The sequence below is a fragment of the Streptomyces sp. NPDC021225 genome, from assembly GCF_044332865.1.
Lineage (GTDB): Bacteria > Actinomycetota > Actinomycetes > Streptomycetales > Streptomycetaceae > Streptomyces.
This window is the reverse complement of the sequence record NZ_JBIRPV010000019.1, coordinates 50701-64914: the sequence shown is the minus strand read 5'-3', so window position 1 is coordinate 64914 and position 14214 is coordinate 50701. Positions and strand designations below refer to the sequence as shown.

The following is a 14214-nucleotide window of genomic DNA, read 5'->3' as shown; positions in this document are numbered from 1 at the left end:
CGCTTGGAAACACCGTGATGCCTTCTCCCCATTCTTGTACGCCGACCGCGTTTTCTCCTGCTCGCTCAGGCGGCGCCTCAGGGTTCCTGGCCGACCATGGTGGCGGGTCTGACGATCTGGTCGAAGTCCTCGGCGCTGATGTAGCCGGAGGCCAGCGCCGCGTCGCGCAGGGTGGTGGCCTCGTCGTCGGCCTTGTGGGCGATCGCCGAGGCCTTGTCGTAGCCGATCACCGGAGAGAGCGCGGTGACCAGCATGAGTGACCGGTCGACATAGCTGTCGATCCGGTCCCGGTTGAGTTCGGCGTCCTCGACGCAGTACTCCCGCATCTTGGTGCAGGCATCGGCGAGGATCGTGGCCGCGTGCAGGAAATTGTTGATGATGACCGGGCGCATGGCGTTGAGCTCGAAGTTGCCTTGTGAGCCGGCGAAAGCGATGGCGGAGTCCTCGGACAGCGCCTGGATGCAGACCATGACCATCGCCTCGCACTGGGTCGGATTGACCTTGCCCGGCATGATCGAGGAGCCGGGCTCGTTCGCCGGGAGGTCCAGTTCAGCCAGGCCGCAGCGGGGTCCGGAGGCCAGCCAGCGGATGTCGTTGGCAATCTTCATCAGCGGCACGGCAAGCGCCCTCAGCCCGGCGGAGGCGCCGACCACGGCGTCCAGACCGCCCTGGGCCGCGAACTTGTTCGCGGCCGTGGTGAACGGGAAGCCGGTCGCGGAGGCGATCTCGGCGGCGACCTGCTCGCCGAATCCGGGCGGGGCGTTGAGCCCGGTGCCGACCGCGGTGCCGCCCATGGCCAGCTCGTACAGTCCCTCGGCGGATCCGGTGACCCGGTCGATCGCCTGTTTGAGCTGGTGGGCGTAGCCGGACCACTCCTGCCCCACGGTGAGCGGGACCGCGTCCTCCAGGTGGGTGCGGCCGATCTTCACCACGTCGTGCCACTGCCGGGCTTTGGCCTCGATGGCCTGGTGCAGCGCCCGCACGCTGGGCAGCAGGTGCTCGTGGATCTCCTTGACCGCGGCGATGTGCATGGCGGTGGGGAAGGTGTCATTGGATGACTGCCCCATGTTGACGTGGTCGTTGGGGTGGACGGGGGACTTGCTGCCCAGTTCGCCGCCGACCAGTTGAATGGCGCGGTTGCTGATCACCTCGTTGGTGTTCATGTTGGACTGGGTCCCGGAGCCCGTCTGCCACACATACAGCGGGAAGTGCTGGTCCAGCTCGCCCGCGATGACTTCGTCGGCCACCCGCTGGATCACGCCGCTCTTCCAGGCCGGCAGTCGTCCGGCGCGTCCGTTGACGACGGCGGCGGCCTTCTTGACGTGGCCGTAGGCGTGGTAGACCGCTGTGGGCATCCGGTCGTCGCCGATGGAGAAGTGGATCAGGGACCGTTGGGTCTGCGCACCCCAGTAGCGATCGGCGGGAACGTCGATGGCGCCCATCGAGTCGGTCTCCCGCCGGGTGCCGGTCGCGGCCAGGCCGACGGGGATGTCGAGGATCTTCGGGGCCTTGCTGTCGCCGTCCTGACGGGTGGTCATGAGCGCACTCCGTCGGTGTAGACGGGCTGCCACATGGCATCGCGGACGGTTTCCGCGGGGTCGGTCGGCTTGCAGGTGGCCACGCCCTCGTCGAGCGCCGCCTCGACCACGGCGGTCGCGGTGATCGCCGAGGACTCGCGGAGGTTCTCCACGGGTGGCAGCAGTGAGGCACCCCTCCCGGTCGCGTCGACCTGGTCCGCGACCGCGCGTGCCGCCGCGAGCAGCATGCCCGGGGTCACCTGGGACGCTCCGGAGACGATCGTGCCCAGGCCCAGCCCCGGGTAGAGCAGGGCGTTGTTCGCCTGCCCGATGTGGTAGGTCACGCCGTCGTACTCCACGGGCGGAACGGGGATGCCGGTGGCCACCAGTGCCTTGCCCTCGGACCAGGCGATGACATCGGCGGGCATGGCCTCGATCCGGGAGGTGGGGTTGGAGATCGGAAAGATGATCGGCCGCTCGGTGCCCTCGGACATGGCCTCGACGACCTCGCGTGTGAACGCCCCGTGCACGGTGGAAGTGCCCAGCAGGATCGTGGGTTTGACCCGGCGCACGGTTTCCAGCAGCGAGATCGCGCCGTCGTCCCTCGCCCAGTCCGCGACCCGGGCAGGATCGTGCGCGTAGGGCCGCTGGAAGTCACGCAGGTCGTCCATGTCCCGGGTGAGCAGCCCCTGCTTGTCGATCAGCCACACATGGGCGGCGGCCGACTCCGGGTCCGCGCCGTCGCGGATCATGGCGTCACGCAGCTGGTCGGCGATGCCCACCCCCGCGGTACCGGCCCCGAAGACGACCAATGTCTGGTCCCGCATTCGCACACCGCTCACTTCGACGGCCGACAGCACGGCAGCGAGCGTGATGGCGCCCGTGCCCTGCATGTCGTCGTTGAAGATCCGGTAGCGTCCGCCGTACTGCTCCAGGATCCGTCGCGCGTTGCTGGGGCCGAAGTCCTCGAAGTGCAGCAACGCGTTGGGGAACATGGACGATGCGGTCTCCAGGTACTTCTCCACGAACGCGTCGTAGTCGGCGCCGCGGGCGCGAGGGCGCCGGTTGCCCAGGTACAGCGGGTCGTCCAACAGCGACTTCCGGTCCGTGCCCACATCCAGCGACACGGGTACGACCCGGCGCGGGTCCACGCCGGCGGCCGCCGTGTACACCGCCAGCTTGCCGACCGAGATCTGGATTCCCCCGACGCCCCAGTCACCGATGCCCAGGATCTCCTCCGCGTCGGTGCACACGATCAGGTCGACGTCCTCGGGCCCGAGTTCGAGCGTGGCGAAGGCCCTTTCCATGTCGTCCGGATGCTCGATGGACAGGTAGATGCCTCGAGGGTGGCGGTACTCGTGGGAGTACTTCTCGATGGCCTCGCCCACGGTGGGGTCGTAGACGATGGGCAGCAGCTCCACGAGATGCTCGGCGAGAACCTTGAAGTACAGGGTTTCGTTGCGGTCGTGGAGCTGTTCCAGATAGACGTTCTTGGCGAGGTCGCTGCCCTGGGCATTCAACTGCTGGTAGGCGCGCTGAGCCTGCTGGTCGAGGGTGAGTACTCCGGGCGGCAGCCGTCCGGTGAGCCCGAGGGCCGCTCGCTGCCCCCGGGTGAAGGCGACACCGCGGTTGCGCAGCGGATCGGCCAGCGCGGCGGGGGTGGCCGGGGTCCGCGAGTTGCTCTCGGTCATGAGATTCTCCTCAGTGCGAATTCCGTCTCATGTCCGGTGCGGGGTATGACTTCAGGTTAACCACCGGCAGCCCGGCCTGCGACTTCAGCCGAAGCGGAACGCGATCAGAATCCATCGACCGTGACGACGGCCTTCGCGAAGGCCCGCGGAGCCTCCTGCGGAACATTGTGTCCCACCTTGAGGGTCTGGTGCGCGTATTTGCCCGTGAACTTCTTGCGATAGGCCGAGCCATGTCCCGGGGGCGTGAATGGATCGTACGCTCCGTCAATGGTGATCGTCGGCACTTTGATGACCGGGGCCGCAGCAAGGCGCTTCTCGATGGCCGCGTACTTGGGTTCCCCCTTGGCCAGGCCGAGCCGCCAGCGATAATTGTCGATCACGATGCTGACATAATCGGGATTGTCGAAGGCCGCTGCCGTGCGGTCGAAGGTCGCCCTGTCGAACTTCCACGTCGGAGAGTTGAACCTCCATACCAGCTCGGCCAAATCGTGGCGGTACTTCTTGAGGCCCAGCACGCCTCTTTCCGTTGCGAAGTAATACTGGTACCACCATGCCCATTCACTCTTCGGTGGCGTCGGCGTCTTGTTGGCTTCGACATTGACGATCAGATACCCGGTGACCGAGATCAGCGCCTTGCAGCGCTCCGGCCAGAGAGCCGCGATGATGTCGGCCGTCCGTGACCCCCAGTCGTACCCGGCGAGGACGGCCCTCTCGATCTTGAGGGCATCCATCAGGGCGATGATGTCGAGAGCGAACGCCGATTGCTGGGCGTTCCTGGGTGTTTTACTCGAAAGGAATCGCGTTGTGCCGTGGCCGCGCAGATAGGGGACGACAACTCTGTATCCCTGCGCGGCGAGCAAGGGCGTGACCGCAACATAGCTGTGGATGTCGTAGGGCCAACCGTGGAGCAGTATGACCGGCCGCCCGTTCACGGGTCCGGCTTCGACGTATCCCACGTTCAGGTCACCGGCATCGATTTGCTTCACCGGACCGAAGGATGTGCCAGTCCCGGGTTTGATCCCGAGAGGCGCCACAGGTCTTCCCGTTTCGGACTGCGTTTGCGTGTCACCAGTCATGCCGAATTGGGCCGCCACGGCAGCCGCGGCAGCGGCGCCGAGGAAGTGGCGACGGCTGTGTGTGATTCCCTCGGATGTTTCCATCGGCGAATCTCCTCGTTCGAGGCGACACGGCAGACCCTGAATGACGTGGCTCAATGAAAGCGTGGGGAATCGCGTTCGCCCGACGTCCGAGCTCGGGCTTCTCGCCGCCACTCAACATCCGTCGGAGTGACGGCGCAACACTGGCGAGCCGTAAGCTGCTCCACCCGGGTGGTTCCGCGCCGGTGCGCCCGAGGGCCGCGGCGAGGAGTAGCGCGGCGAGGGCGGTGAGGGTGGTGCCCTGCCAGCCGAGGGTGTTGAGGAGGGGGGCCGCGAGGGCGGTGCCGATGGCGCCGATGGTGAAGTACAGCACCAGGTAGACGCTGCTGAGGCTGCCGGAGCGCCGGGGGTTGAGGGCGATGATGCGGCTCTGGTTGGCGGCCTGGGCGACGAAGCAGCCGGCGTCGAAGAGGGCGAGCCCGAACGCCGTGGCCGGCGGGGTGTCGAGACCGGTGGCCAGCAGGGCGGCTCCGGCCGCGGCCGCCAGCATGCCGGCGGTGATCACGGTGTGGGGGGTGTACCGGTCGGTGAGGCGTCCGGTGAGCGGGAGTGCGGCGAGGCCGAGGAGTCCGGCCAGGCTGTACAGGCCGATGGCGGTCGGGTCGAGGGAGTGGGGCGGCCGCGCCAGGGCCAGCGCGAGGGCGACCCATATGAGGTTGAAGGCGAAGTACCACAGCCCACCGGTGGCCACCGCGCGGCGCAGCTCCGGATGGTGGCGCAGGAGCGGGGGAAGTGCGGTGAGGGTGGCGCGGTAACTGCGGCGGGCGTGCGGCCGCTGCCGGGGCAGGAGCGTGGCGGCGGCGATCGCGCCGAGCAGGGCGAGAGCGGCGAAGACCAGGAGCATCCGCCGCCACCCGAGCACGGTGGTGAGTGCTCCTCCCGCCAGGCGGCTGAGCAGGATGCCGGCCGACATGCCGGCGGCCACCGTGGCGACGCCGGTTCCACGGCGCCCGGGCGGGGCGTGGCGGCCCGCGATGCTGCCGGCCTGGGCCGCGACGCCGGCGGCCGCGCCGATGAGCAGGTAGGCGGCCAGGAGCACGCCCGCGCCGGGTGCGGCCGCGCCGAGGGCGAGGGCGGCGGCCAGGGCGGTGAGCTGTGCGGCCACCAGGCGGTTGGCGGCAAGGTGGTCGGTGAGGGGCAGCAGGAGGGCGAACCCGGCCATGCTGCCGGCGAGCGCGGCGGTCGGAACGAGGCCGATCACGGAGAGCGGGACGCCCAGGTCGGTGGCGACCTCGGCGAGCGCCGGCTGGATGGCGTAGTTGTTCGCGATCGCCGTTCCGGCTATGGAGGCGAGGAGGAACGTGCCGCCCCGGGTGAGGGGGCGGGTCACGGTGTCGTGCCACGGGTGAGGACGACGGCGTAGCGGCACTCGGTGTCGGTGGTGTTGGCGAAGACGCGCTCGGTGGGATCGCCGAGTTCGATGGTGTCTCCGGGTTCGAGTTCGTGGACGGTGTCGCCGTCGTGGAAGGTCAGGCGGCCGTCGAGGACCCAGACGACCTGGCGGATGAAGGCGAAGGCGGCGGCCGGATACGGCACCCGGGCCCCGGGGGGCAGGCGGATCTCGGCGATCTCCGCGGGGAAGTGGGGGCCGGTGATCTGGCGGCGGCGGTAGCCGGTGGCGGGGTCGGACCACTCGGCCGCGTCGGTCTGTCGGCGCACTCCCGCGGTTCCGTCCGTGTCGTCCGGGGTCCCTTCGGCGAGGGCGAGCAGGGAGGCGACACTGAGCTGGAAGGCGGCGGACAGTTTGCCGAGGACGACGGCGGTGGGGCTGCTCTCGCCGCGCTCGATCCGGTTGATCATGGCGCGGGAGACCCCGGAGGCATCCGCGAGCTGGGCCAGGGTCCACCTGCGGCGTTCGCGTTCGGTGCGGATACGGGCCGCGATCTGCCTCACCAGAGGATCTACTATGTTGGACATGAATCTAATATACGAGAGAAACCGGGCCGTGGCGGTGCGCCCGGCCCGCCCCGACGACGCGGAGGCCATACGCGCGATCCGCAACCACGCGATCGAGCACTCCACGGCCCTGTGGACACAGACCCCGCAGTCCCCTGCCGAGGGGGCCGCCTGGCTGGCCGCGCACCTGGAGCGCGGATCGGCGTTCGTGGCCGAGGTGGAGGGCGAGCCGGCCGGGTTCGCGGTCTACAGCCCGTGGCGGAACCTGGACGGATACCGGCACACGGTGGAGGACTCGGTCTACGTCCGCGAGGGCCGGCACGGCCTCGGCATCGGCTCGGCACTGCTGGCCACCCTCATCGCCTCGGCGCGCGAGGCCGGCCACCATGTCGTGATCGCCGATATCGAGGCCGAGAACACCCCCTCCATCCGGCTGCATGAACGGTTCGGGTTTCACCACGTCGGGACGGTTCCGGAGGTCGGTACCAAGTTCGGCCGATGGCTCGACCTGACGATCATGCGGCTGCCCCTGACCTGAGCCGCCGCGTCGGCCGGCCCTGCGGGACCTTGCGACGCGAGGTCAGGAGACGGCGGTGTCGAGGACGTCGGCGAGTTGCGTGGGCGCCGACAGCATCGGCCAGTGGCCGGTCGGCAGGTCGAAGCGCCGCCACGGCGGCATGCTCAGTGAGGCCAACATCGGCACCCCGGCGTCCAGCAGGCCCATGAAGTCATGACAGGCGACCAGGACTCGGTCCGCACCGGGAACGGGCTCGGCCGGGCCGGCGAGGCGCTGAGTGTAGGTGCCGAATGGCTGAGGGGTGGCACGCGCGCGCAGAACGTCCCGCTTGGCCTCGTCGAGCCCGTCGAGGCTGCTGGACGAGGCCAGGACCTCGAAGGGCGGCATCGGCAGCCGCCACCCGTCACCGGAAGCGGCGACCTGGTGGCGCAGTTGGTCCGCCGCCTGCGGTGGCATGAGGTCGAGCATGCACATGCCCGCGGTGAACGGGGCGCTGTCCACGTAGACCACGCGCTCCAGCCGGTTGCCGAGACGTCCGGCTGCCCCGGTCACCGGGGCAGCCGCATAGCTGTGGGCGACCAGCGTGACATCGCGCAGATCGCGGCGCTCGACGAACCCGGTGATGTCCGCGATGTGCGTGTCCAGGTCCGTCCGAGGTCCGCCCCCGTCCACGTGCTCGCCCAGGCCCGTCAGCGTCAACGGCAGCGCCGTGTGACCGCGCTCCCGCAGAGCGCGGGCGGTGTCGTCCCAGGCCCATGCCCCGAGCCAGGCGCCGGGAACGAGTACGAAGGTGGCCATGTGATCTCCCTGAAGTGAGGTGCTGCGGGGAGCGTAGAGCCGATACAGGACAGATCCCGTCCGGAAATGTCGAGTGACGGCTGGACGGCATGGCACACGTACTCGCCGCACCACCTGAACCAGCGCGGAGATCAGGAAGTGGCGAACCGGCCGCGGATGGCGGCGGCGCCGGATGCGGTGAGCCAGTCGCCGAGCGTGCGCAGGCCGGGGTGGATGACGCGCAGTGCCTCGATGTCGGCCTGCCAGCGGCCACCGGCCTGCCAGCGCTTTCTGGTCTCGGCGATCTCCGGGCTGAGCGCGGCGGCCTCGCCGTCGGTGAGCTGCTCGTACCGGGTCGGAAGGCCGGTGGCCTCGGCGATCGTGGCGGCGGCCGCCACCGGGGTCGGCTCGTCGCCGGCCAGTTCCAGGGTTCGCCCGGCGAACCGGGGCGGATCGGCGAACGCGAGGGCGGCGAACTCCGCGATGTCCTCCAGCGCGATGATCTGCATGGGCTCGTGCGGAGGGAAGATATGCCGGTGTACGCCGTGGGAAATCCCGTCGATGCCGGTCACCCCGGCGCCGAGATAGTTGGTCATGAACCGGACCGGGCGCAGCACGGTGGGCAGCGCGATGTGGTCGCGCAGATACTCCTCGATCAGCACTTTCCCCTCCGAGCCCCGTGATGCGGCCGCTGCCGAGGCGACGGTGCTGAACACGACCTGCTGGATCCCCGCCGCGGCCGCGGCGTCGATCAGCACCCGGCCGCGGGCCACTTCGAGAGCTGTTTCGGGTCCGGCCGGACCGAAGGTCAGGGGCGGGATGCCGAACACGGCGGCGGCGCCGTCGAGCGCGGGCGGCAGGCTCGCCGGATCGTCGAAGTCGCCGCGCACGAGTTGGGCGCCCGCGGCGGCCAGCTCGGCAGCGGCGGGCGCGGTCAGATCGCGCACCAGGGCTCGCACCGGCCACCCTCCGGCAAGCAGCCGCCGGGCGGTGGCGCCGCCCTGCTTTCCGGTGGCGCCGGTGACGAGGATCGGGGAGTCGGGGTTGGGGCGTGTCTCGGTGGTCATGGTGCCCTTTCCGGGGTTGATGGAGGATCCTGGACGTGATCCGGGATGCTCCACCCGTTTCAAGGCCGCGGACAAGGATTTCGTGACATGACAGCAGCACCAGATGCGGCACCTGCCGGGCGCGCCGATGCCCGCCGCAACCGCGAGATCGTGCTGAGCACGGCGATGCGTGTGTTCGCCGAGGAGGGGTTGGAGGTGTCACTCGGCCGGATCGCACAGCGCGCCGGGGTCGGCGCCGGGACGGTCTACCGGCACTTCCCGAGCAAAGAGATCCTCGTCGAGGCGGTGCTCGCCGAACACATCGAGCGGTTGGTGGCCGCTGCCGACCGGTGGGCCGCCCGCGCCGCGCCTGGCGACGCGTTGTTCGGGTTCCTGCTCGAAGTGGCCGAGAGGTCGGTGGACCGCCAGCGCTTCTGCGAGGTGCTCAACGCCGACCAGGGCTGGCCGCGCGCCGTGCTGACCGCCGCGGCGCAGCGGTTCCGCGAGGCGCTGGAGCGCTTGCTGCGCGACGCGAAACTGGCCGGTGCGATACGCGCCGACATACGGGCCGACGATCTGTCCGCGCTGGCCTTCGGCGGTGTCGCACTGCGCTCGGCACACCGGGACCCGACACGCGGGACATGGCTGGTGCGGCTGCTGCTGAACGGATTGCGCACGCAGGCCGTCACGAAATCCGAAGTGTTCCGTGACACGTCTCCCCTGCCGCGTCACGAAAACACCGCCCTGAGGTACTGCGTGGAATGCGGCACGCGGCTGCGTGTCCGCGCCACCGGGCGGCCACCCCGCTACTGCGGTCCGACCTGCCGCCAGCGCGCCCGCCGACGCCGTCTCGTCGACTAGGCGCATCAGCGGAGGTGCCTAGCCGGGGTAGACGGTGTCGTTCTCCACGAAGCACAGCGGGTTGTCCCAGGGGTCCTGGACGTAGAACGATCGTTCGCCCCACGGGCGGACGGCGATGGCGCCCGCCGGGGCATCGTGGACCAGTTCCGTGGACAGGCAGTCCAGCGCCTCGGCTCGTCCGAAGACGACATCGAGGTCCGTGACGGTGAAGTACAGGGCCTTCGCCGCCGGATGCGGCGGCGCTGCCAGGGCGGACACGTCCTGGATGGAGAGGGTGACCGGTCCGCACGGGAAGTAGCAGCGCGCCCCGGGCTGTCTGCGCCCCTCCAGGCCCAGCAGCCTGCCGTAGAAGGCGACGGCCTCTTCGAGATCACCGACTTCCACGCTGAGCCTGAACAACTGCGGAACATCGGCGGCGGGGTCCGCCGGTCCGGTGGTCGAGGTTGTCATGGCGGGTGTTCTCCTTGGTCGGCCCGGATTGACCTATGTTTCGGATCGCTCACACGAAACCGAAGCCTTCTCCCAGTCCTCGCGGTTTCGCAGATACAGCGGCCGCTTCGCGATGATGGCGTCCGTTTCCACGCGGGCGCCGTTCAGCCGCCACCGAACGGTTCCGGTCACCTCCACCGCGCAGGTGTTGATGAACGACTGGGCGCTGCGCCGCAATTCACCGTACCAACGGCCTTCTATGGCCTCGCGCACCCACAGCTGTTCGATATGCATCTTCTCGCGGATCGTCTCGGCTCGCAGAACAGCGCTCTCCAGATGCCGATACGAGCGCAGCAGCAGCCATGCCGCCGGCATCTCGCGAATCTCCAGGACCTTCACTCCGCTGTCGAGGTGTTCAAGGCCGGTGTAGCGCCCCAGGCCATGGGCTCCCACGCGCAGGTTCAGCGCCGCGATCAGCTCCGCCAGCGGGAGGGGGTTTCCGTCGACGGAGACCGGGGCGCCACCGGCGAAGCCGATCTCCAGGCGCTCCCGCCCATCGGTGTCGCCGGGCCTGCTCCACTGGTAGAGGTCCTCGGGCACCTCGTAGTCCTCGGGGTCGTCCAGGAATCCCGACTCGAATTCGCGGCACCAAAGGTTCGAGTCGCCGCTGACCACGCGCTCTCCCATGTGTGCCAGTCCGACATCCTTGAGCTCTCGGATCTTCTGTTCCCGGTCCACCGGGTCCAGGTCGTAGGGGCTGCCGTACCGTCCGGGGAACCCGAGCAGCTCGAAAGCGCCGTTGAGGCGGCGCAGCGTGTTCTGCGACCGGTTCGCGGTGTGGAGTATCGTCCGGGCACCCAGCTCCTCGGCCAGGCCCATGGCCAGCCTGGCGATCAGCGGCCTGCTCAGCGAGGAACTGATGGGGTGAGTGTCGAGATAGACCGCCTGGGCGGCTATCGCGGGCCGAATGAATTCATCAACAAATTCCTGTCTGCCGTCCATGACGTGCAGCCGGACTCCCAACCGGTCCGCGATCTCCTGCTTGGCCTCGTGCGATTCTCCTTCACCGAGCTCGACGGTGACCGCGTGGACATGGGGCGCGCCCATCGCGACCAGGCGGTTCAGTAGATATGTGCTGTCCAGGCCGCCACTGAACAACGTCACCACCGGCAGGGCCGGATCGGCACCCTCCGGGAATATTCCCGAGAACGATCTCACGACCTTGCCGCGCATCGGCTGAAGCTCTCCACCCGTCACTTGTATGCCACCTGCACCGTGTTATCCATTGTCGTCAGCAATCGGGCCAGATCATCATGTGTGCGCGTCGCTCCGTAGCACACATAGGTGTGTGCCAGCCTCCCCTGTCTCCAGTCGATGCGCGCCCCGGGTTCCTGCTGGACCATCACTCGTGAGATCTCCGGCATGGCCTGGAGATCGTCCGCTCCGCGCAGACTCAGCAGCTGTGTCGCCTCCACCGGCGGGGCCTTCGCGAAGACGAAAGAGACCTGGTTCGGTTCCCACGCGTCGATGCCGGTCGACGCGTCTTCGTCGCCCAGGGCCAGACGAGCGGCGATCTCCACGGCGTTCAGCTCACCGGTGCGCGTCAGCAGATCGTTGACGAGGCCCCCGAGCCGCCCGTTGACCTCGATCACCTGCGGACCCTGAGGAGAGAGCTTTATTTCCGTGTGGCACACTCCGACACTCACGCCCAGGCCCTGGAGGGCGAGCGTCGCGATGTCCAGCACCGCTTTCCGATCCCGCTCCGCGAGTGCCGCGGGAAGGAAGGATCCGGATTCCCGGAAGGGCTTCGCCAGGGGGAATTTCCCTATCACCGCCATGTGTTCGATCCGCCCGCCCTGGATCGCGGATTCCACCGATACATAGTCTCCCCACGGGCCGCTTCCGCGGTCGCCGGGGATCTCCCGCTCCAGAACGAAGTCCTCGTGCGTGGCCCCTTCCCCCTGTGGAAAGATCTCCGCGCAGGCCTCTCGTAATTCCTCCGGGTCGCGAATCCGGTAGGTGCTGCGGCTGCCCGTGCCCACGTTCGGCTTCAGTACCGCCGGGCCGCCGATCTCAGCGAAGGCGCGCATGGCCGATGCCCGGTCACCGACCAATCGCGTCGGAATCGCGGAGGCTCCGCACGCATTGAGCAGTTCACGCTGGAGGTGTTTCCGCGTGAGGCCCCGTACGACGTCGAGGGAGTGGAAGGGCAGCCCCAACTCCGCGGCCAGCACAGCCGTCGTCTCCAGCTGGTAATCGTTGTAGGTCACGATGGCGTCCGGGGCGCATGCTCTCAGCCGGGCGACCGCGTCGCCCAGGTCCAGCCCCGCGATATCGCACAGGACGCCGAACTCGTCCATGAGCTCCCTCGGCTGTTCCAGGTTCCGCGATTCCGGGCACACGAACACCGGAATCGCGAATCCCTCGAAGGCCGCGGCGACGTCGAGCACACTCGCGGCACCCATGTCGTGGACGACTGCGACGCGTCGCATTACGCCCCCCGGCCGGTACCGTCGGCGCCCGCCGCATCGATGCGTCCGGCCAGGTCGCTCAGGACCGGGTGGTTGATGATCTCGCGGAAGCCGATCGAGATCCCCAGATCCCGCTGGACGCGCTGGCGGGTCCGGTAGGCGAGCAAGGAGTTCCCTCCCACGCCGAAGAAGTCGTCCTGCGCGCCGACCCCTTCGACCCCCAGCAACTCCTGCCACAGATCGGCGAGATAGCGCTGGGTCCCCTCGGCCGGAGGGCTCATGTCCGTACGCCGGTGCAGGTCCTCGGCGAGCAGCCGCTCCAGTACGGCCACGTCCCGCTTGCCGTTCTCGTTGGCGGGGAGCATCGGCAGCACCAGGACGCGGCTGGGCACCATGAAGTCCGGCAGTTCCCGCTCCGCGTACCGGGTGAGCTCCTGCGGCGTGACCCCGTCCTCGGCCGCCGCGAAGGCGACCAGGCTCAGATCCAGGCCGGTGCCGATGACGACGACCACGGCCTCCTTGACGGCGGGGTGGTTCGACAGCGTGCGCTCCACATCGGCGGGTTCCACCCGGTAGCCCCGGATCTTCACCTGGTCGTCCTCGCGTCCGATGTACTCGAACACTCCGTTCGACCGTTCGCGCACCAGGTCCCCGGTCGCGTACATCCGGCTGCCGTCGGCCGCGAACGGGTCCAGGTGATAGCGCTGCTCGGTCAGGTCCGGCTGATCGATGTAGCCGCGCGAGACGCCGGGGCCGCCGACGTACAGCTCCCCCGCCGCTCCGGTCGGCACCGGGCGGCGGGCGGAGTCGAGCACATAGAGGTCGAAGCCCTCCAGCGCGCGCCCGATCGGCACCGAGTCCTCGTCGGGACCGACCGTCTCCACATGGTGGACGCTGCACCCGGTGGTGGTCTCGGCCGGTCCGTAGAGATTCCACAGCGACCCCCGAAAGCCCCCGCCCAGCACATCACGGCAGGCGGAGGCGTGCATGACGCCACCGCCGACCTGGAGGACACGCAGCGAGGAGAAGGTCTCGGGGTTCTCGCGCCCCACATGGTTGAACGCCATCGTCGGGGCGATCATGACGCTGATGCCGCGGCTCTCCAGTTCCTGCCGCACATCGGAGGCGAGCAGCTCCGGCATGGAGGGCATCACGGTGATCTGCGCTCCGTAGGCGAAGCTGCACCAGGTCTCGAAGTGGAAGGCGTCGAAGGAGACGCTGGCTATCTGGCTGGTCCGGTCGGTGGGCAGGAGCTCCGGCATGACGGGGTTGCGCGCGAAGGCCAGCAGGTTCCCGTGTTCGAGTATGAAGGCCTTCGGTATCCCGGTGGATCCCGAGGTGAACAGCACACAGGCGGCGTTGTCGGGCGCGGGCCGCGCGCCGGGTGGCCGGGAGGGGCTGCCCGGCTCGCTGTTCCACTCGATGACGTCGGCGCCGAGGTGTGCCAGGCGGCCGGCCCAGCCGGGGGCGGTGACGACCGCCTTCGCGCCGGACCGCTCGATCATCAGGTCGCGGCGCTTGTCGGGGTATCGGATGTCCACCGCCACATAGGCGGCACGGGCCTTGAGAATGCCCAGGAGCGCGACGAACAGCTCCGCCGACCGGGGGCGGTACACCGCCACACGGTCCTCGTTCGTCACCCCGCGTTCGCTGAGATACGCGGCGAGGGCGTCGGACCGCTCGCTCAACTCACGGTAGGTGAGGGTCTGTTCGACGTCGCTGACCGCGGGCCGATCGGGGTGGCGTGCTGCCGTTGCCTCGAACATGTCGACGAGGCTGCGTGGCGCTTCAAGGGCATGGGCGGTGTCCGGCACTGGGTTCTCCCGGGTTCGTGACGTGACGGATGACGTGA

Annotated in this window: 13 protein-coding genes; 2 read left to right on the top strand and 11 right to left on the bottom strand. The window is 68.9% G+C overall.

Annotation, left to right across the window (positions count from 1 at the left end):
- Positions 1-77: 77 nt before the first annotated feature.
- The 5 genes from fumC to ACH4S9_RS44145 form a co-directional block, all read right to left on the bottom strand.
- Positions 78-1538 carry a class II fumarate hydratase gene (gene fumC, locus ACH4S9_RS44165; protein ID WP_385342931.1) on the bottom strand — a complete coding sequence of 487 codons (1461 nt, stop codon included), beginning with the start codon at positions 1536-1538 and terminating at the stop codon, positions 78-80.
- On the bottom strand, positions 1535-3208 hold the full coding sequence (locus ACH4S9_RS44160) for an NAD-dependent malic enzyme (RefSeq protein WP_385342929.1): 1674 nt from the start codon (positions 3206-3208) through the stop codon (positions 1535-1537). The genes fumC and ACH4S9_RS44160 overlap by 4 nt, the downstream gene beginning before the upstream one ends.
- A 104-nt stretch (positions 3209-3312) precedes the next feature.
- Positions 3313-4368, bottom strand: coding sequence for an alpha/beta fold hydrolase (locus ACH4S9_RS44155; RefSeq protein WP_385342927.1), 1056 nt, complete (start codon positions 4366-4368; stop codon positions 3313-3315).
- Complete coding sequence (locus ACH4S9_RS44150) at positions 4274-5695, bottom strand: MFS transporter (protein ID WP_398377205.1); 1422 nt, start codon at positions 5693-5695, stop codon at positions 4274-4276. The genes ACH4S9_RS44155 and ACH4S9_RS44150 overlap by 95 nt, the downstream gene beginning before the upstream one ends.
- The gene (locus ACH4S9_RS44145; protein WP_311728058.1) at positions 5692-6282 is read right to left on the bottom strand and encodes an XRE family transcriptional regulator; all 591 of its coding nucleotides are present in this window, start codon (positions 6280-6282) and stop codon (positions 5692-5694) included. The genes ACH4S9_RS44150 and ACH4S9_RS44145 overlap by 4 nt, the downstream gene beginning before the upstream one ends.
- On the opposite strand from ACH4S9_RS44145, the gene ACH4S9_RS44140 reads away from it, so the two are divergent.
- Positions 6281-6799, top strand: a complete 519-nt coding sequence (locus ACH4S9_RS44140; RefSeq protein ID WP_398377204.1) for a GNAT family N-acetyltransferase — start codon at positions 6281-6283, stop codon at positions 6797-6799. The genes ACH4S9_RS44145 and ACH4S9_RS44140 overlap by 2 nt on opposite strands.
- Positions 6800-6841: 42 nt before the next feature.
- On the opposite strand, the gene ACH4S9_RS44135 is transcribed toward ACH4S9_RS44140, so the two are convergent.
- Complete coding sequence (locus tag ACH4S9_RS44135) at positions 6842-7576, bottom strand: alpha/beta fold hydrolase (RefSeq protein WP_398377202.1); 735 nt, start codon at positions 7574-7576, stop codon at positions 6842-6844.
- Positions 7577-7707: 131 nt separating this feature from the next.
- Positions 7708-8622, bottom strand: a complete 915-nt coding sequence (locus ACH4S9_RS44130) for an NmrA family NAD(P)-binding protein (protein ID WP_398377201.1) — start codon at positions 8620-8622, stop codon at positions 7708-7710.
- Positions 8623-8709: 87 nt separating this feature from the next.
- On the opposite strand from ACH4S9_RS44130, the gene ACH4S9_RS44125 reads away from it, so the two are divergent.
- Positions 8710-9462, top strand: coding sequence for a helix-turn-helix domain-containing protein (locus tag ACH4S9_RS44125; RefSeq protein WP_358845599.1), 753 nt, complete (start codon positions 8710-8712; stop codon positions 9460-9462).
- 18 nt (positions 9463-9480) lie between these two features.
- Here the strand turns inward: ACH4S9_RS44125 and ACH4S9_RS44120 are convergent, their stop codons facing one another.
- Genes ACH4S9_RS44120 through ACH4S9_RS44105 form a run of 4 tightly spaced genes read right to left on the bottom strand, consistent with a single transcriptional unit; the run spans position 9481 to position 14128 of the window.
- On the bottom strand, positions 9481-9912 hold the full coding sequence (locus ACH4S9_RS44120; RefSeq protein WP_311728063.1) for a VOC family protein: 432 nt from the start codon (positions 9910-9912) through the stop codon (positions 9481-9483).
- 33 nt (positions 9913-9945) lie between these two features.
- Complete coding sequence (locus ACH4S9_RS44115; RefSeq protein WP_398377200.1) at positions 9946-11124, bottom strand: argininosuccinate synthase-related protein; 1179 nt, start codon at positions 11122-11124, stop codon at positions 9946-9948.
- A 20-nt stretch (positions 11125-11144) separates the two neighbouring features.
- Positions 11145-12341: an acetyl-CoA carboxylase biotin carboxylase subunit family protein gene (locus ACH4S9_RS44110; RefSeq protein WP_398377198.1), complete on the bottom strand. Its 1197-nt coding sequence runs from the start codon at positions 12339-12341 to the stop codon at positions 11145-11147.
- Positions 12342-12382: 41 nt separating this feature from the next.
- Complete coding sequence (locus tag ACH4S9_RS44105) at positions 12383-14128, bottom strand: non-ribosomal peptide synthetase (RefSeq protein ID WP_398377196.1); 1746 nt, start codon at positions 14126-14128, stop codon at positions 12383-12385.
- Positions 14129-14214: the final 86 nt, after the last annotated feature.